Here is a 17236-nt window from a genome sequence, read left to right on the forward strand (position 1 = left end):
CGTCAAGGGGTGAAAAAAATGAGTGATCAAAACATTTTAAATTCTAAAACTACATTAGAATACCTCGTATTGGTCAATGAACGGTCTTATTCAGCGATCGGTAGGGAGTTAAATATTACTCCTCAACAATTTTCGGATTGGATTAAGAAACGCAGACCGATTCCGCAAGAAAGATTAAAAACACTTAGTGACTATTTTGATATCGATGAATCGTATCTAGTGGATGAGAATAATTTCACAAAAAATCTCGACCCAATTAATAAGATTGATATCCAAATGCTGCTCATTAAGAAAAAAATAAATGAAGGTGTTGAGGAGACAGAGCCTTATCTAGAACATATCCAGAAGCTTCAAAAGGAAAAAGCGAAACAAATTCGTATTGGAAGATTGGCTTCGATACTCCATCATGATGATGAAGAAATAGACCGAGGAATCGATCTATTCTTGACAGAAATGGAGCAACTGATAAGGGGGAAACGAAATGACTAATAGAATCGAGAGTTGATTAAAGGGCTGTTTTCTACAATCTTTTTTTCGGGGCTAACGGGCATTACTTCATAACTATTTTGCTTCGGGATAACCGCGAGACATAAATTACGTCAAAAGCATTGACATAATTTATGTCTTTTGTTATTGTTGACTTAAATTACGTCAAGGAGTGAAAAAAATGAGTGATCAGAACATTTTAAACGCTAAAACCATTCGTTACGTCGAACCATCGCAACGCGCTGGCATGAGGTTCATGCAGCGAGGTATTAAGGGCAGCGTCATCATGCTGAACCTGCTGCGTTTTCGTGATGTTGCCGATTACACAGCCAATCCTGAACTAACACCGGGGGTCCCAATCAGCGGTGCCGAAGCTTTCAACCGCTATATTGAGCACACGCTCCCATTTCTCCGTGAAAGCGGGGGTGAAGTCATGTTTCTTGGCGATGGCGGAGAGTTTCTTATCGGTCCCGAAGACGAAAGATGGGATCTTGTCATGCTGATCCGCCAGAGCAGCGCGCAGTCGTTTCTTGCTTTTTCAAGTCATCAAGACTACCTAGCCGGTATCGGACATCGGACTGCAGCAATCGAAGATTCACGCCTTCTGCCTATGGCAGAACTTCCGATACCGATTTAATTGGAGGAGAACATGACCATGAACATCCTAAAAGTCAACGGCGTCGATTTGGTCTATGACAGTTTCGGTAACGAAAACGACGAGGCTATTATCCTAATCGCCGGGCTTGGAACCCAGATGATCCGATGGACGGTTCCGTTTTGTCGAATATTAGCAGCGCGGGGCTTTCGCGTGATCCGCTTTGACAATCGCGACGCAGGTTGCTCGACGCACTTTAGCCATTATCGGGCGCTGGATTTTGACGCACTGGCGACTGCTCTCATGTCGGGACAACGACCGGGTATCCCCTACACTCTCGATGACATGTCCGACGACGCTATCGGACTGCTAGATGCCCTTTTAATTGACCGGGCACATTTCGTTGGCAGGTCGATGGGCGGAATGATTGCCCAGATTGCAGCCAGTGAGTACCCTGAACGGGTTTTATCGCTCACCTCCATTATGTCCAGTTCCGGTAATCCCGCCCTTCCGCAATCTGCCCCGGATGTCATGGCGATGATGACTAAACCGGCGCCGAACCCATTTAAGGATGAAGCAGGATTTTTGGCGCACAGCCTCTCTTTTGCCAAACGCATTGCCGGCACCGGCTATCCGTTTGAAGAGGACGCTTATCGGGCGCTCATTCTGGAGGAAGTACAGCGAGCTTACGATCCAGGCAGTGTCGGACGACAAATTGCAGCGATCGCTGTCTCCGGTGACCGTCGTCCGCGGCTGGCGACCATAAAAGTACCAGTACTTGTCATTCATGGGGTGGACGATCCCCTGTTCGTCCCGGCGTGTGGCGAGGACACGGCTTCTGCCATCCCAGGTGCCGAGCTAATGTTGGTTAACGGCATGGGACACGACCTTCCGCACCAACTGTACAAAGTAACCGCTGATGGCATAGAGCGAACGGCTCGTCGCAATTGACCAGCGCTTCCTGCACCTAGCAACCAGCCACCTACTCCGTTTTGTACATCGTGGATTACACCGATTTCGGCGGAACGTATATGGCGATGGCGATCGTGCCAAAGATCGGATTCACGGGCAAGAACATCATCGGCGTGCATTACGATCAGTAAAGTTGAAATAATCTAGTTGAAAACGCGAAGAACCTTTGGCGTTATTGGCTGGAGGTTTTCTTTTTTTAAAAATCTCGAATAATACGAGAAGGTCAGACTTTATGGAACCACCTTCTGACAATAGTAACTAGATCACATGAAGGATTATGGGTAACTCGCTCAGCTAACGGGAATCAAGAGCTTAAAAGAAGGTTACGCATTAAAAACGGGTCATAACTGGAAATTTTATCCAGATTATGACCCGTTTTTACACGTATCTCGGTCGTACCCCATGCCCATCAAGGTAAGATAAATGGTTACCCCCAAACCGAAAAAAATAATGAAAAATTTTAGATGTCAAGCTCAACGCTTTTTTTAGAACAACAAAATTTATATTTTTTCCCACTATTACAAGGGCAGAGGTCATAAGGATTAACCGGTGTTATTCGTTCTTTGATCGCCTTTTTAAGATCGGAAATATCCTCTGTTAGCTCTAATCCTATAATGTAGGTAAAGTCGTGCTGATCACAAATTTCTGCGACTTTCTCTGCTTGCTCTTTAGTTCGTACCTTCACAATAATCGGACGTTGTTTAGAACCTAATGGATACATAATGGGTCACTCCATTTATATAAGGTTAATGTCAAGATCGGTGCCTTGATAAATGCCTGTTAAGTTAGGAACATTATATCGTACAACGTCCTAAAAATGGGCTATTCTTTCTGTAAAACACTATAGAAAGGATGGCTTTTTATGAAACAAGTGCCCTTTTCAGTACAAGAAGAAATGGAACTCATTGCTCAGGAGCTACGACGTCACTTTTCTCCTTCCCAACTTGAACAACTCGCCAGACAAACGGGTTTTGTCCAACGAAAAAGCAAATATACTGCACAAGACTTGGTTTCTTTATGTGTCTTTTTAAATGAAGATGTATCGATCACACCTCTCACACGATTATGCGGCCAACTGGATGCATCGCATCATCTTTCGATGAGCGCGGAAGGATTAAACCAACGGTTTAATTCGTCAGCCGTACCCTTTCTTCAAGCTCTTTTCTCAACGCTCCTTCAAGAAAAAATCATGGCTTCATCCTCTCTTCCTTGCGAACTTAATTCATATTTTGATCGTATCCGTATTCTTGATTCCACCGTTTTTCAACTTCCAGACTCATACGCTAATCGGTATCAAGGATCTGGAGGAAGCGCACATACAGCTGGTATGAAAATTCAACTTGAATACGAATTGAAAGCCGGTTTTTTTTTACAAGTAGATGTTTGTCCTGGTAAAAATAGCGACGGATTATATGGCACACAACGAACCAAAACAGTAGAAGAAAAGGATCTTTGTATTCGTGATTTAGGATACTTCTCTTTAGGTGACTTTAAAGAAATAGAGGAACGGGGCGCTTTTTACGTTTCGGGGTTAAAGGTAAATGTCCGTGTGTATGAAAAAAACGAAAATATGGAGCGATTCAAAGATNATTACCTATACGTACAAAACGCTTGAGTGCTATCAGCATTTACATAACGAATGCTTGATATAACAAGAAAAACGGGCAGAAACATTCATACCCGTTTTTTCGTTCATTTTTGGATATTCTTTACTTAGATATGCTCTTTAGAAATTCTAGTTTTTTCTGTGCATTTTCCTTTGTAATCATCTCCACACCACTATCAATCCGCTTTTCCACAGCTTCCCCTTTAATCGCCTTTACTGCATTTTCTACGCCTTTGTATCCCATATTGTATGGACTTTGTGCAACACTACCGGCCAATTTTCCGGACAGAATCGATTCTACAGCCTCAATGGTACCATCTGTACCAATCACTTTAATATCCAATCCTTTCGCTGTAACCGCTCGCAGTGCTCCAATCGCCATGTCATCGTTTGCAGAAAAAACACCTTTAATATCCGGATTTGTTTGCAGCATATTTTCCATTACGGACATCGCCTTATCCTTATCACTATCTGCTGGCTGTTCAGCAGCAATCACCATACCCGCACTAGTTAACGCCTCTTTCGCACCCTTAATCCGCTCATCCGTAGCTGGGTTGCCCAATGCTCCAGCGATTAATGCTACTTTATCACCTTTTTTCAGCATTTTTGCTAATGCTTCTCCGCCGGTTTTCCCTGCCGTTGTATTATCTGTACCAATAAATGCTGTTTTATCTGTCCAATTGGCATCACTATCTACAAGTAGAACAGGAATACCTGCCTGCTTATATCTATCAAAGACAGGAATCGCTGTTGCTGGTTGTGTTGGAGCTACAACTAGAGCATCTGGTTTCTGATTAAGTACATCTTCCATCATATTGACTTGCTCCATAATTTGCGATTCAGAAGCAGGTCCAACTACCGTTCCCTCTACCCCTAGATCTTGAAAAGCTTTCTTTGCCCCTGCTTCAACAAACTTCCAATATTGGCTGCTTACTGTTTTCAGAACAACAGCGACCTTTGGTTTTCCCTCTTGCCCTTTAGCTACTTGTGTTTCTTTCGATGTCTCAGCAGCTCCTCCCCCGCATCCAGTTAACGTAGTTATAAGCAAACCCAGCACACATGTTGTAACAGAAATCTTCTTCAATGTTCTCATATTCATTCCCCCGCTAATAATAGATTTTTATATTTTAAAATATTTCGTTTTTTATCGATGCTATTATTTAAAAATTTGTGCAGATCCGTACTGAACTTGAGTAAGAAAAATTCGATTTCCTGTTTCAAACGATTTTTTTGCTGCTGTTGCAATCTCCAATGCAATTTTGCCGTCCATTTCGGTAACCGACGGCTTCTCTCCTTTTCGCAAGCAATCAATAAAGTGTGTCATTTCATGTAAATATGAATCTTGAAATCGTTGTGGGAATGCTGGAACAATATCGTGTGTGCTCCCGTTTGTCGTTAAAATCTGGACATCATGATATTTTAGCGAACCAATGACCAAGGTTCCCTCTGTTCCCACAACTTCTCCGCGGATATCATATCCATAGCTTGCATTTCGGCTGCTTTCAATATCCCCGGCAGCACCTGAGTCAAATGTTATGTAGGTTAAGGCTTGATCGACATCCTTGTATTCTTCCATAAAGGTATTTAGCAAAATACTCCCCTGAGATGATACAGACTCTATCTCTGCTCCCATTAAAAAGCGGGCAATATCATAATCATGAATAGCCATATCAAGGAAAATTCCACCACTATTTTTAATAAATTCAGGAGGAGGTGAGCCCGGGTCTCTAGATACCCCTTTGAAATAAAGAGACTGACCTATATCCCCTGCAAGAATTCGTCTTTTTGCTTCTGCATAGGCAGAATCAAATCGTCTCATAAATCCCACCTGGCACATCACATGATGTTTTTGAATCGTTGCAATCACTTCATCCGCTTCTTCGATATGCTGAGTTAACGGTTTTTCAACAAAAACATGCTTGCCGTTTTGTGCCGCTTCTTTAATCATTTCAGCATGCGTACTGGTGGGAGTCGCAATGATAACGGCTTCAATATCTGGATTGTTAAATACAAAGCTTGGATCTTTTGTCCATTGTTTTACACCTAGTTCTCCCGCTACTTTTTCCGCTTGTCCATCCAATGGATCAGCTACGCAAACTAGCTGGGCCCCTTTTATCCTGGTCGCCAGGTTCTCTGCGTGCCAGTATCCCAAACGCCCCAGTCCAAGAACTGCACAACGGATCGTCTCTTTCATTTCTTACCCCTCTTCCATTTACATATTTTTTGTATTCTGAACTGCTATTTCTTTGCTGAGCGTTGACGAAGTACGTCTACATAAACAGCAGCGATAATAACAACTCCGATTAAGGCCATTTGCAAATCAGCTGATACATTCAAAAGATTGAGCCCATTACGCAATACAGCGATAATAAACGCCCCAATCAATGTACCCCAAACTGTGCCTACGCCGCCGAAAAAGCTCGCTCCGCCTATAATGCAGGCGGCAATGGCATCCAGCTCATATCCCATACCTGCAAGCGGGAATGCTGAATTTACACGTCCTACTAACACTAATCCCGCCAGGCTTGCCATCAATCCGCTCAATGTATAGACAATAATCAGCACTCTATCAACATTGATCCCTGATAGTCTTGCCGCCTCTTTATTTCCACCAATGGCATAAATATATCGACCAGTAGCTGTACGGGTTAAGAAATAGTGAAAAATAATATACATCACGATGACAAGAACAAAGCTAATAGGGATCGGCCCTGCGAATTCGTTGCCGATAAATTGGATCATGACTGGAAAGCCTGCTATCGGTGCAGCTGCTGTAACAATAAGTGCAATACCACGGGCAACATTCATCATACCAAGAGTAGAAATAAACGGATGGGGAAGACGAAGCTTTGTTAAGAGGATACCATTCGTCCATCCTAAAAATGTACCAACTACAAGACATACCAGAATTCCTAAAAGCGGCGGCAATCCCCAATTCACAGAAACAATTCCCATTGTCATAATAGACAGCGCTAAAATAGACCCGACCGATAAATCAATCCCGGCCGTTAAAATAGGAAGCAGTAAACCTAATGCAAGCAGAGCATTAATAGAAGATTGACGAGCGATATTCATGATGTTGTTAAGTGTTAAAAACTGGCTTGATAAAATGGTTAAAATCACACATAATAGAATCAATCCGATGAAAGGCCCAAATTTTCCTGCGAAATTTTTCGCGAAACTTTTCTTTGGGCTTGTTTGTTCTTTAATAACAACTTCAGACATCCTACATTCCCCCTGTAGCAGCTTTCATAATTTTCTCCTGATCCGCCTCTTCTCTTAGCAAATCAGCTGTTATTTCTCCTTCATTCATAACAAGTATCCGATCGCAGATGCCTAGAAGTTCAGGCAGCTCAGAGGAGATAATGATGACGACTGCCCCATTTTGTACAAGTGAATTAATCAGTCGGTATACTTCTACTTTGGCCCCTACATCAATTCCACGAGTAGGTTCATCAAAAATAAACACTTTTGCTTCTGTTGCCAGCCATTTCGCAATAACGACTTTTTGCTGGTTTCCACCACTTAACTTACGTGCATGCTTCCCTATATCTCCCGGTCGCACTTGAAGTTCTTTAATATAATTTTCCGCTTTCTTTTTCATTTGAGCTGGCTCTATCAATAAACCTTTTTTAAACCTTTCTAAACTCGCTATTGTCATATTAAATTCAAGTGACTGATCGAGAATAAGACCCTCGCTTTTTCGATCTTCCGTGATAAACGCGAGACCTGCATTTATCGCATCTTTCGGCGATTTTATATTGGTCTCCTGCCCAAATACGTACACTTTCCCTGATTCAATCAGATCGACTCCGAAAATTCCTCTCGCTACCTCTGTACGTCCTGCCCCAACTAATCCCGATATTCCTAAAATTTGTCCTTGATAAGCAGTAAAGCTGATCTCATTTTTACTTCCCTTTAAACGTAATTTCTCAACCCGTAATCCTTCATCCCCAAGCATAAAATTTTCTTTCGGATATTTCTCATCAAGATCACGGCCTACCATCAGCTTAATCATTTGATCCGTACTTACTTCCTTAACCGGTAGTGTCTCGACCTTTGAACCGTCTCGTAAAATGGTAATCCGGTCGCCAATTCGTTTAAGTTCCTCTAGCTTATGTGAAATGTAAACGATCGCGATTCCCCGTTTTCGCAGCTCTTCTACCGTTTGCAGCAGCTGCTCTACCTCTGATTCACTTAGGCTGGCTGTCGGCTCATCCATAATAATAAGTTTTGCATTCATTGTAAGCGCTTTAGCAATTTCGACTAATTGCTGCTTTCCAATGCCTAACAATGATACCTTTTGGTCCGGCGAGATGTCTTGTCCTACCAGCTTTAAACACTCAACCGCCTTCTTTTTCATTTCTCTTCGGTTAAGTAGTGAAAACCTTCCATTGCTTTTAATTTCCCGTCCTAAAAACATATTTTCATAAACCGTTAATTCGGGAATTAAATTTAGCTCCTGATAAATGGTAGCGATACCAAGATTCATCGCATCAGAAGGACCATTAATTTCTACTTTTTTTCCTTCCCAATAGATCTCACCCTCGTCTTTGCTATATGCGCCTGTCATAATTTTAATCAAGGTGGATTTCCCTGCACCATTCTCCCCAAGCAGTACGTGAACCTCTGCCGGTTTAATGTCTAAGTCAATACTTTTAAGAACTTTAATACCAAAAAAACCTTTATATATGTTTTTAAGTTCTAATAATCTGCTACTTTTCTCCATCTCTCATCCTCCTCTCTTTCTTACACTTGGGTATTACAGTACCATCATCTCCGTTTTTATTCTTCACAAGCGCAATTTTCCACCTCCAAAGATAAAGCGCTTAATCTAATTAAAAAATAGGTAGATTTAAATCTAAAAGCGACATTATCTTTATTAAGTAAGCGCTTAACCTTTGATCAAAAATCTTATATGACTATTTGTAAGGTTACCATTTGTAGATTTTTTTTTCAATATTAATTTATTAAAAATTTAAAATTTTTAATAAATTGAGGAGTGCCTCATAATTTTACTACTTCTCTTTACTCCAGTAAAAAGACAAACATGCAGCCAGCATTCCAATAGTGGAGGCTAAAATAAATCCTCCCTCCAACCCGAATGCCGTACTCACTCCCCCTGCCAAAAAAGGTCCTATAAACATACCAATCGCATATACAGCTTGGTAAAAGCCCATAGCTGTCGCTTTTTTTTCTGAAGCAGTGGACTGAATGGACATGCTCATTAACAAAGGAAAAGTCAATCCTAAAGTAAACCCGTTAAAAATCTGAGCCAGGCACAACCATCCAAAATGATGTATAAACGGGATCATCAATGTAAAAACAGTACTGCCTAAAAATCCACTCATCAGTGTAGTCCATTGACCTAAAATGGGAACTAAAATTTTTCCAGATACAAGGGATGCTATAGCATGGGGAAGCATAAAAGAAAACACAAGAAGAGCCAAATTATCTCTATCAGCTCCTATATGCAATGCATAAGCAGGCATAAATCCAAACATGGTAATAAATAAAATACTATGGGCAAAAATCGATAATAAAGATACTTTGCATAAAGTAGGATCACGTATGACGGATGTTAACTCTTTCATTTTTATTGGAGTACGGGTACTATCTCCCTCTGTTTCTGTTATGTACAAAGAAAGAACAAGTCCAAATCCTCCTACTATACCCCCGAGCCAAAATGGGGCATGCCAGCCCCATTTGTTAACGAGAAATCCACTAAGGCCCATACTGATTAATTGGGCTATAACCATAATGCACTGTATACTTCCCATAGCCCACGCTGTTTTTTTTCCGGAAAAATAACTTGCATACAGTACAGTAAAAGCTACCCACGTTGCCGCCGAAATTCCCGCAATCGCCCGGAATACAAGTGCACCTATCGGTCCGTCGGTCAGAGCAAATCCAAAACAACTAAAAATGCTGGTACAAAGTCCAAAAATAACAAAAGGACGCCGTACATTCATGTAATCCGATAGTATCCCAAACGGCAGGCGAGCCACTATTTGCATAAGGCCATAGCTGCCAAGCACAAATCCAATAAATATATAGGAACTTTCCATATTTTCTACATAGGAAGGTAAAATAGGAACATAAACAAATAGCGAAAACCAGTAAGCAAAAGTAACAATAGCAAAAATGGTACACTTATGCCCATCATTTTGAATACGGCGTAAGCTGTTCAATAATCTCCTCCAATACCGATACAAGTAAAGCGCTTAATCTAAAGGCAATTAAAAATCGCTAGGCCATTATTTTTATTTCATCATGAAATTCTGCAAGTTTTACTGGTCTTTTTTCCTCCCAGGATTTTTTTGCTGCATAGGCAATTAATTCAGCCTGTAAACCATCATATCCATTAACCACAGTATCTTTATCATGAAGAATGCACTCTACAAACAATTTAACTTCTTCTATAAAAGCTTCCTGGTATCTTTCAAGAAAAAAATACTTAGGCTTATCATGATATACACATTCTTCTGTACTTACTTCTACTGAATTTGGATGATCATTTGCTACGGTAACGCTTCCTTTGGAGCCAAACACTTCTACCCTTTGATCATAACCATAAACTGCTTTTCTGCTGTTATCAATAACTCCAATACACCCATTTTCAAATTTTAACGTTATAATAGCAGTATCTATGTCTCCATACTCATCAAATACCGGATCTACTAGCACCGCACCCTGCACATACACTTCCTCAACATCGCTTCCCGACAAATATCTTGCCATATCAAAATCGTGAATGGTCATATCAATAAATATCCCACCTGATACCTTAATATAATCGGGAGAAGGAGGATTCGGATCTCTTGAGGTTACTTTTATAATATGAGGATCACCCACTTTTCCAGAGGCAACTACTTCGCGAACCTTCTTAAAATTATGATCAAATCTCCGATTAAAACCGATTTGTAACTTTACGCCTGCTTCCTGAACCAATTGAAGAGATTTTTTTGTATCCCCAATATCAAAGCTAATCGGCTTTTCACAGAAAATATGTTTACCTGCCGCTGCTGCTTCCGCAATGATATCTGTATGTGTATTTGTTGGAGAACAGATGAAAATGGCATCGATCTCCGGATCGGTTATAATCGTTTTGTAATCGTTTGTAACTTTTTTAATCCCTAACGAAGTCGCCCACTCGATGATTTGCTCTGCAAAGATATCAGAAATCGCTTTCAACTCAACCTCAGGTAGCTTAACTACATTTTCCGCATGTAATTTTCCAATTCTCCCGGCGCCAATAATACCAATTCTTATTTTTTCCATTCCTTCCTCCTTCAGTATTCGTAATAAAATATCCAAACAAAAAGGTTAAGCGCTTACTCTCATGGATGTATTTTACGATAAATTTTGACTTATTACAATAGATTAATTTTTATAATTTTTATTCTATTAGACATAATAAAGAGAAAGTAGAAGGTGGGCGGTTATTGTTAGTTTTTTCACATATTTACCCTCCTCCTCTTCCCTTTATTGCTTGAGAGCCTTCGTTGATTTTCGAATGATTAATTTTGGTACAAGCACCCTTTTCTGCTTTGTACTCGTTTTTCCTTCAATTTTTTGAATGAGCAAATCCATCACTTGATAACTCATCTCACGAATCGGCTGCTTTACTGTCGTTAGAGGAGGTTCCACCGCTGTAGCTAGAATCGTATCATCAAAGCCGGTAATGGATAGTTCATCTGGTAGTATTAGCCCTTTTTCACGAGCTGAATGAATCGCGCCGATTGCTAGTAAATTATTACAACAAATAATCGCTGTTGGGCGATCGCTTAACTCAAGCAATTGATCAGCCAATTGTTTTCCGGTATCTGACATAGAATCACTTATCACAATTAGGTTATCATCATAATCCAGCTTGGCATCCTGCAATGCTTCACGATAACCTCGAATACGTTCTTTACTACTTCTTGAATTCTCTGCAATCACTGCAATTTTTTTATGGTTTAGTGTTAATAAATGTTCTGTCGCTTGATACCCGGCTAAAAAATCATCAACGGTTACACTATCTACAGACAACCCGGAAATATCCTGAGAAATCAAAGCCAACGGAAACTTTTCTTTATTTAGCTCTTTTAATATTTTATCGTTCGTAAACCCTGATGCCAGAATGATTCCATCTACACTTTTTTGTCTTAGAAGAGAGATGTATTTCTCTTCCTTTTTTGAGTTGTTATCTGTACTACACATAACCAGACTAAATCCCATTTCATTGCCTCGATCTTCTACATACCTAGCAATCTCAGCAAAAAAGGGGTTAGCCAAATCAGGTATAAGCAATCCAATTGTGTAAGTGCGTTTTCCTGTTAACGCAGACGCCACTACGCTTGGTTGATAATGAAGTTGTTCCATTACCTCTAAAACTTTCTTTCTTGTTTTGTCGCTTATGCGACCCGTATTATTAATCACCTTTGACACAGTAGCGATAGATACACTGGCTTCCCTGGCAACATCATAAATCGTCGGCTTCATCTCTCACCCTCGTCCCTTCTTTATCTGTCATTTTTTATTAAAAGTGAATTCAAATAATATTATATACATTTTATTAATAAAGCACACCATCTTCCGTACATAGGGCAGATTTATTCTTGCCTTATCATTCCTGCATCGCTTTTACACACTAAAAATTCATATTATTTAATCTATACAAAAAATTATAGTATTGACACCTCAGAAATGTAAACGTATACTTATAGAAAAATCAGAAAATTTATTCATAAAAAACAAACTATATTTCAACTAATACAAAATATTATTTCATACATCTTGTATTAGTTAGGAGTTTAGCGTGTTATTTTTTTGTTTTTAGAGTAAGCGCTTAACCTAAGATGTTTTATTTTTGAAAAAACGAACGAATCGAGGGTGAACATTTAATGAACACATTTCATCAACAACAATCATTAGCGGATAAAATGGGAATTCCCTCTCATTTAATCTGGGGCTATATCGGGATTATCGCATTTATGATTGGAGATGGATTAGAACAAGGTTGGTTATCCCCCTATCTTGTTAAACAAGGGTTAACGATGGGACAAGCTGCTTTCCTGTTTACGGTTTATGGCATCACTGTATCGGCATCTTCCTGGTTCTCAGGTATATTTGTTCAAATGTGGGGGCCTAGAAGAGCCATGACACTTGGTTTGGCTTCTTTTATCATAGGCTCTATCGGATTTATAGGTTGGGGAATCCCCAGCATGAATTACGCTGTTATATTATTTGGTTATGCTTTACGAGGTTTGGGTTATCCTTTATTTGCTTATTCTTTTCTCGTCTGGGTTTCCTATCGTACACCACAGCAAATGCTAGGAAAAGCTGTGGGTTGGTTCTGGTTTGTATTTCAGCTTGGATTAAGTGTAATCGGTGCTTTTTATTCCAGCTATATGGTTCCTAAAATCGGGGAAATTGCAACGCTCTGGAGTGCTTTACTGTTTGTGATTCTAGGTGGAGTATTTTCTATAATTATCAATAAAGATACATTTGAGAAACAAAAAGTAAGCGATAACAAAACAAAAAAATTACTTAAAGGAATTACCATTATGTTCGAGAATCCAAAAGTTGGTATAGGGGGCATTGTAAAGGTTATCAATTCAGCAGCTCAATTTGGCTTTGTCATCTTTTTGCCTACCTACATGACACAGTATGGTTTCACTGTAAGTGAATGGCTACAAATTTGGGGTACTCTTTTCTTTGTCAACATTATTTTCAATTTGATTTTTGGCATTATAGGAGACAAATTCGGTTGGGTCAATACAGTGACATGGTTTGGATGTGTAGGTTGTGGAATTGTAACTCTTGCTCTTTATTATGTACCACAATTTGTAGGACATAATTATTGGGTCATGATGATAGTAGCATGCAGCTATGGAACTACATTAGCCGGATATGTCCCCCTTACTGCTTTAGTGCCATCTCTAGCACCCGAAAATAAGGGAGCCGCAATGTCTGTATTAAATTTGGGCTCTGGATTAAGCGCTTTCGTAGGGCCAGCTATCGTTACGCTGTTCATTGGAACTTTAGGAATAGAAGGAGTTATGTGGATTTTTGCCATATTGTATTTCGCTGGTGCCTTCCTAACAAGATTTCTTACACTACCAGTAACAAAAGTGGTCGAATTTGAAAGAACAGAAAAATACAAAATGGATGAACCTAAAAAGAAAGCATACGAACAATAATGCTTCGTAACGAAATGTGAAAAGTACACCTCTACGATAAGATGGATATAATGATATCAAAATGAAAGGAAGGTTACATTTGAAGTTTTCTATATGCAGCTGGACTTTTGGGAATGAGCCTATCGAAAACGTTATGAGATTCACTGCTAGTGCAGGATATGATTCGATTGAAATACGTGCTGCTACCAACGATTATAATTGGAAAGAACTGCTGCATCTTTCAAAAGAATTATCTTTAGAAATGAACGGCCTAACAGGAGATACTTCCTGGCCTAATGAAGAGACTGATCTAGCCAATAAAAATCCTGTCTACCGTCAAAAGGCTGTGGATCATTTCAAACGACAAATAGAAGCAGTAAAACAGGCACAAGGAAAATATCAGAAAACATAGCAAAAATCGGATGCAACACTGGTAATTGAACCTTTAAACCGGTATGAGAGCTGCATTGTAAATTCGGCGGAACATGCACACTTGATGTCGCACATTCTAAGGTTAAAGCAATGCTAGATACATATCACATGAACATTGAAGAAGAAGATATGGAATCACCATTTATAACAGTAAAAGATGTTTTAGAAGTTGTGCATGTGGCAGATAGCAACCGGCAGGCATTGGGACGGGGGCATATTCCCTTCAACCAGGTATTTTCTGGGATTCAAAAAACTGGCTTCGATGGTACAGTTGTTGTGGAATGCTGTGCTCCCGGCCCCAATCCTTTCGAAGCAGATAAGGGGACGCCAAGCATGGACTGGATTTATAAATATGCTGAATAGTCTCTTCAATATTTGAATCAAATAGAGCATCTTCATCATTGTATTAGCACAAATCAGCAGCCTGAGTATTCCATTGCAGACTCCTTAAAAATAACTCACTATATCGAAAAAGCCTATGAGTCATTATATGATTCCTCTTCTTTGAAAAAATTAGCCTATTAGCAAACCAAGAAGATTCCCAAGCAGCCTGTTGCATAAGGCTGCTTATTTATTTTGTATGAACTCCTCTTTTTTTTCTTCTACTAATTGTAATATTTCTCCATCTAATCCTCTAAAACGAATGGTTTTACGTCCATTAATCCCATACTTTGGCTTTTCTGTTTCAAAAACGATCCCTTTTTGCTTATAGTATGAAATTATTTCTTCTATATCATGAACAATAAATGCAACATGATTAACTAACCCATAAGCTGAATACGAAGTAGTCGGCTGCAAATCATGTAGAAGCTCAATTTCAAAGTCTGGCAGCCCGTTATGGGATAAAAAAGCAATTTCCTTTTCTTCATTCTTTACTCTTACACGAAGCTGGAAGCCGAGCAGTGTTTCATAAAACGTAATGGACTCATCCATATTTGATACCATAATGCCTACATGTTCTATCCTTTTAATCAACGTATTCTCCTCCATGTAATAAATTACTTCATTGATAAATGGAAGCAGCCAAGGCTTGAAAAAGCACTTGGCTGCTCGGCTATTCTTTTTCTGGCCAAATTTTTGCATTCGGCTCTACTAGCCATTTGTGTTCTTCTTCCATAATCCGGTCCGTCCATGGATTATGATGGAGATGTCGAATCATCCAACAAAAATACATCGCATACCCTGGAGCCGTTGACTGAGGATGATCTAGTTTACCTGGAATAGTGATAAAGCTGTTATGTACAACACGGAATGCCTCCTCCCCAACCATCGCACAGCCAAATCCTTGCGGCTTATCAAAACGGTAGTAATATACTTCAGGCTGATCGTGATGATGGGGCGGATAACTCGACCACCTTCCTGGATAGGAGATAACCTCCCCCACTACCATGTTGGAGTGTGCCGCATTTTCGTAATCGAAAATGGTACGGATCACACGTTTTGCCGTTCCTTCCCATACGTCTTCACCAGCAACAGTGTTTTGGCAATCATCAGGTGTATAAAACCTTGCTTCAAACTCTTTGTCATTCTCCGTTTTCTGTACAAGTACTTCACTATCTGCAAGAGCTGTAACTTTAATTTTTACATTTTTAGCCACATGCAGGCACCAGGGCTCTTCTTCAAAAACAGATTTTCGCTCAATTTCTTGTACATTCCCTTCCCATTCAAGCCGTACTTTACCCTCTAATAGAAGGACAGCTGTTTCTTTCCTACTCTCTATTAAAATTTCTTCTTTCCCATTACACATTTTATAAATTCCAATGTCCATGAACATGTCACTGTGTAGACCCTCTATTTCGGTTAATACGTTATACCCTTCCTTTAATTCACCTAGTTTACCAAACAATGTTCGTTCCTCCTTTTTATATTCTTACTCCCATTTTGTATCTACACTCTACCGCAACTTCCGAATATCTCCATATGATACTTAAAGTTTTCATACGCTGCATGGATTACATCCTGATGAAACACAAAATAATCTGAATAAGGTATCGTCTCAACTGACTGATTAACCGTGTTTATTACATTATGAAAAGTGGCAGTTGCAACATTAATTTTGCGAATGCCATGTTGAATACACTTCCTAAAATCATCAGCACTAATGCCGGTACCACCATGCAAGACCAACGGAATCTCCACTTGTTGATCAATTTCTTGCAGACGATCCAATCGTAAGTTCGGGTCCCCCTTGTACATACCATGTGCATTTCCAATCGCAATCGCTAATGCATCCACCTTTGTTTCCTCGGCAAACCGTTTGGCTTCCTGCTTGTCTGTAAGCAACATCTCAATATTTTCCGAACCGTCTTCACTGCCACCTACTCTTCCAATCTCCGCTTCTACTGTTGCATCATATTGTTTGGTCAACTCTACTACTTCTTTTGTTTTTTGAATATTTTCTTCTAGTGAATAGTGAGAACCATCAAACATAACGGAACTAAAGCCAATTTCTAATGCTTGTTTAATTTTTTCCATAGTCATACCATGGTCAAAATGAATCGCCACAGGAACATCTGCCTCTTTTGCTGCTGCAACCATTAAAGGCCCAATCATATGGATGGGCGAATGCTTGAGACGAACTTCTGCAATTTGCATAATTAAAGGCGAACGCAGCTCCTCGGCTGCTTTAATCGCTCCCATGACCATCTCCATATTGGCAACACTGAAGGCTCCTACCCCGTAATTTTCCTGCTCCGCTTTTGTTAAAATATCTTTCATTTTTACTAGTGCCATTGAACATTCACCTTTTTCTACCTTATTTATAAACAAGCAAGAAATTAATGCTTTATACGAAAAAATGTACTTAGTAGTTTGAACTGAAGAAAAAGTTTGGTGAGACAGGAAAAGGGATAGGGAGCGGAACACCTTTACGTGACTTCCTAGTGGAAGGGGACAATTAAGCGGGCAGTTGCCCCACAACCCTTCGGAGATTATCATCTTTGTTCCTTTGTGAACGAGCTTGGTTGTCCCCTGAAGCAG

General features: G+C 39.9%; 18 protein-coding genes. 7 read left to right on the forward strand and 11 right to left on the reverse strand.

Going from position 1 to position 17236, the window contains the following annotated elements; all coding sequences use genetic code 11:
* Window positions 1-18: 18 nt before the first annotated feature.
* The 3 genes from AF333_RS21730 to AF333_RS21740 all read left to right on the forward strand — a co-directional run bounded on the left by AF333_RS21730 (window position 19) and on the right by AF333_RS21740 (window position 2032).
* Entirely contained in the window at window positions 19-489 is a 471-nt protein-coding gene (locus AF333_RS21730; protein WP_043066796.1) for a helix-turn-helix domain-containing protein, read from the forward strand.
* A 178-nt stretch (window positions 490-667) separates the two neighbouring features.
* The gene (locus AF333_RS21735) at window positions 668-1123 is read left to right on the forward strand and encodes a hypothetical protein (RefSeq protein WP_043066795.1); all 456 of its coding nucleotides are present in this window, start codon (window positions 668-670) and stop codon (window positions 1121-1123) included.
* Window positions 1124-1141: 18 nt separating this feature from the next.
* Window positions 1142-2032, forward strand: coding sequence for an alpha/beta fold hydrolase (locus tag AF333_RS21740; RefSeq protein ID WP_043066794.1), 891 nt, complete (start codon window positions 1142-1144; stop codon window positions 2030-2032).
* Between the two features lie 481 nt (window positions 2033-2513).
* Here AF333_RS21740 and AF333_RS21745 read toward each other — a convergent pair whose 3' ends face one another.
* Window positions 2514-2774, reverse strand: coding sequence for an SEC-C metal-binding domain-containing protein (locus AF333_RS21745; protein WP_043066793.1), 261 nt, complete (start codon window positions 2772-2774; stop codon window positions 2514-2516).
* 141 nt (window positions 2775-2915) lie between these two features.
* Here AF333_RS21745 and AF333_RS21750 point away from each other — a divergent pair.
* Window positions 2916-3641: IS4 family transposase (locus AF333_RS21750; protein WP_235496838.1), on the forward strand; the 726-nt coding region annotated here is incomplete at its 3' end.
* Between the two features lie 121 nt (window positions 3642-3762).
* On the opposite strand, the gene AF333_RS21755 is transcribed toward AF333_RS21750, so the two are convergent.
* The 7 genes from AF333_RS21755 to AF333_RS21785 all read right to left on the reverse strand — a co-directional run bounded on the left by AF333_RS21755 (window position 3763) and on the right by AF333_RS21785 (window position 12146).
* Complete coding sequence (locus AF333_RS21755) at window positions 3763-4752, reverse strand: sugar ABC transporter substrate-binding protein (RefSeq protein WP_043067016.1); 990 nt, start codon at window positions 4750-4752, stop codon at window positions 3763-3765.
* A 63-nt stretch (window positions 4753-4815) separates the two neighbouring features.
* Window positions 4816-5853 (reverse strand): inositol 2-dehydrogenase, encoded by a 1038-nt coding sequence (iolG, locus tag AF333_RS21760; protein ID WP_043067015.1) that lies wholly within the window; start codon window positions 5851-5853, stop codon window positions 4816-4818.
* 44 nt (window positions 5854-5897) lie between these two features.
* Window positions 5898-6884, reverse strand: coding sequence for an ABC transporter permease (locus tag AF333_RS21765; protein ID WP_043067014.1), 987 nt, complete (start codon window positions 6882-6884; stop codon window positions 5898-5900).
* A gap of 1 nt (window position 6885) precedes the next feature.
* Window positions 6886-8388, reverse strand: a complete 1503-nt coding sequence (locus tag AF333_RS21770) for a sugar ABC transporter ATP-binding protein (protein ID WP_043067013.1) — start codon at window positions 8386-8388, stop codon at window positions 6886-6888.
* A gap of 289 nt (window positions 8389-8677) precedes the next feature.
* Window positions 8678-9850 carry an MFS transporter gene (locus tag AF333_RS21775; protein ID WP_043067012.1) on the reverse strand — a complete coding sequence of 391 codons (1173 nt, stop codon included), beginning with the start codon at window positions 9848-9850 and terminating at the stop codon, window positions 8678-8680.
* A gap of 58 nt (window positions 9851-9908) precedes the next feature.
* A complete protein-coding gene (iolG, locus tag AF333_RS21780) occupies window positions 9909-10940 on the reverse strand; it encodes an inositol 2-dehydrogenase (protein WP_043067011.1) in 1032 nt (343 codons plus the stop codon).
* Window positions 10941-11144: 204 nt separating this feature from the next.
* Window positions 11145-12146 carry a LacI family DNA-binding transcriptional regulator gene (locus AF333_RS21785; RefSeq protein ID WP_043067010.1) on the reverse strand — a complete coding sequence of 334 codons (1002 nt, stop codon included), beginning with the start codon at window positions 12144-12146 and terminating at the stop codon, window positions 11145-11147.
* A 401-nt stretch (window positions 12147-12547) separates the two neighbouring features.
* On the opposite strand from AF333_RS21785, the gene AF333_RS21790 reads away from it, so the two are divergent.
* From AF333_RS21790 to AF333_RS21800, 3 genes are all read left to right on the forward strand, one after another.
* Window positions 12548-13846: an MFS transporter gene (locus AF333_RS21790; RefSeq protein WP_043067009.1), complete on the forward strand. Its 1299-nt coding sequence runs from the start codon at window positions 12548-12550 to the stop codon at window positions 13844-13846.
* A gap of 79 nt (window positions 13847-13925) precedes the next feature.
* A complete protein-coding gene (locus tag AF333_RS21795; RefSeq protein WP_043067008.1) occupies window positions 13926-14237 on the forward strand; it encodes a sugar phosphate isomerase/epimerase family protein in 312 nt (103 codons plus the stop codon).
* Window positions 14238-14287: 50 nt separating this feature from the next.
* On the forward strand, window positions 14288-14620 hold the full coding sequence (locus tag AF333_RS21800; RefSeq protein ID WP_255322301.1) for a sugar phosphate isomerase/epimerase family protein: 333 nt from the start codon (window positions 14288-14290) through the stop codon (window positions 14618-14620).
* Between the two features lie 204 nt (window positions 14621-14824).
* On the opposite strand, the gene AF333_RS21805 is transcribed toward AF333_RS21800, so the two are convergent.
* The 3 genes from AF333_RS21805 to AF333_RS21815 form a co-directional block, all read right to left on the reverse strand.
* The gene (locus tag AF333_RS21805) at window positions 14825-15232 is read right to left on the reverse strand and encodes a VOC family protein (protein ID WP_043067019.1); all 408 of its coding nucleotides are present in this window, start codon (window positions 15230-15232) and stop codon (window positions 14825-14827) included.
* A 79-nt stretch (window positions 15233-15311) separates the two neighbouring features.
* Window positions 15312-16103: a 5-deoxy-glucuronate isomerase gene (locus tag AF333_RS21810; protein ID WP_043067006.1), complete on the reverse strand. Its 792-nt coding sequence runs from the start codon at window positions 16101-16103 to the stop codon at window positions 15312-15314.
* A 41-nt stretch (window positions 16104-16144) separates the two neighbouring features.
* Window positions 16145-16990, reverse strand: a complete 846-nt coding sequence (locus AF333_RS21815) for a class II fructose-bisphosphate aldolase (protein ID WP_043067005.1) — start codon at window positions 16988-16990, stop codon at window positions 16145-16147.
* Between the last annotated feature and the right edge of the window lie 246 nt (window positions 16991-17236).

Source organism: Aneurinibacillus migulanus, from assembly GCF_001274715.1.
GTDB lineage: Bacteria > Bacillota > Bacilli > Aneurinibacillales > Aneurinibacillaceae > Aneurinibacillus > Aneurinibacillus migulanus.

Coding starts and splice junctions, on each gene's coding strand:
- AF333_RS21730 (WP_043066796.1), top strand. CDS start 19: ATGAGTGATCAAAACATTTTAAATTCTAAAACTACATTAGAATACCTC.
- AF333_RS21735 (WP_043066795.1), top strand. CDS start 668: ATGAGTGATCAGAACATTTTAAACGCTAAAACCATTCGTTACGTCGAA.
- AF333_RS21740 (WP_043066794.1), top strand. CDS start 1,142: ATGAACATCCTAAAAGTCAACGGCGTCGATTTGGTCTATGACAGTTTC.
- AF333_RS21745 (WP_043066793.1), bottom strand. CDS start 2,774: ATGTATCCATTAGGTTCTAAACAACGTCCGATTATTGTGAAGGTACGA.
- AF333_RS21755 (WP_043067016.1), bottom strand. CDS start 4,752: ATGAGAACATTGAAGAAGATTTCTGTTACAACATGTGTGCTGGGTTTG.
- iolG (WP_043067015.1), bottom strand. CDS start 5,853: ATGAAAGAGACGATCCGTTGTGCAGTTCTTGGACTGGGGCGTTTGGGA.
- AF333_RS21765 (WP_043067014.1), bottom strand. CDS start 6,884: ATGTCTGAAGTTGTTATTAAAGAACAAACAAGCCCAAAGAAAAGTTTC.
- AF333_RS21770 (WP_043067013.1), bottom strand. CDS start 8,388: ATGGAGAAAAGTAGCAGATTATTAGAACTTAAAAACATATATAAAGGT.
- iolG (WP_043067011.1), bottom strand. CDS start 10,940: ATGGAAAAAATAAGAATTGGTATTATTGGCGCCGGGAGAATTGGAAAA.
- AF333_RS21785 (WP_043067010.1), bottom strand. CDS start 12,146: ATGAAGCCGACGATTTATGATGTTGCCAGGGAAGCCAGTGTATCTATC.
- AF333_RS21790 (WP_043067009.1), top strand. CDS start 12,548: ATGAACACATTTCATCAACAACAATCATTAGCGGATAAAATGGGAATT.
- AF333_RS21815 (WP_043067005.1), bottom strand. CDS start 16,990: ATGGCACTAGTAAAAATGAAAGATATTTTAACAAAAGCGGAGCAGGAA.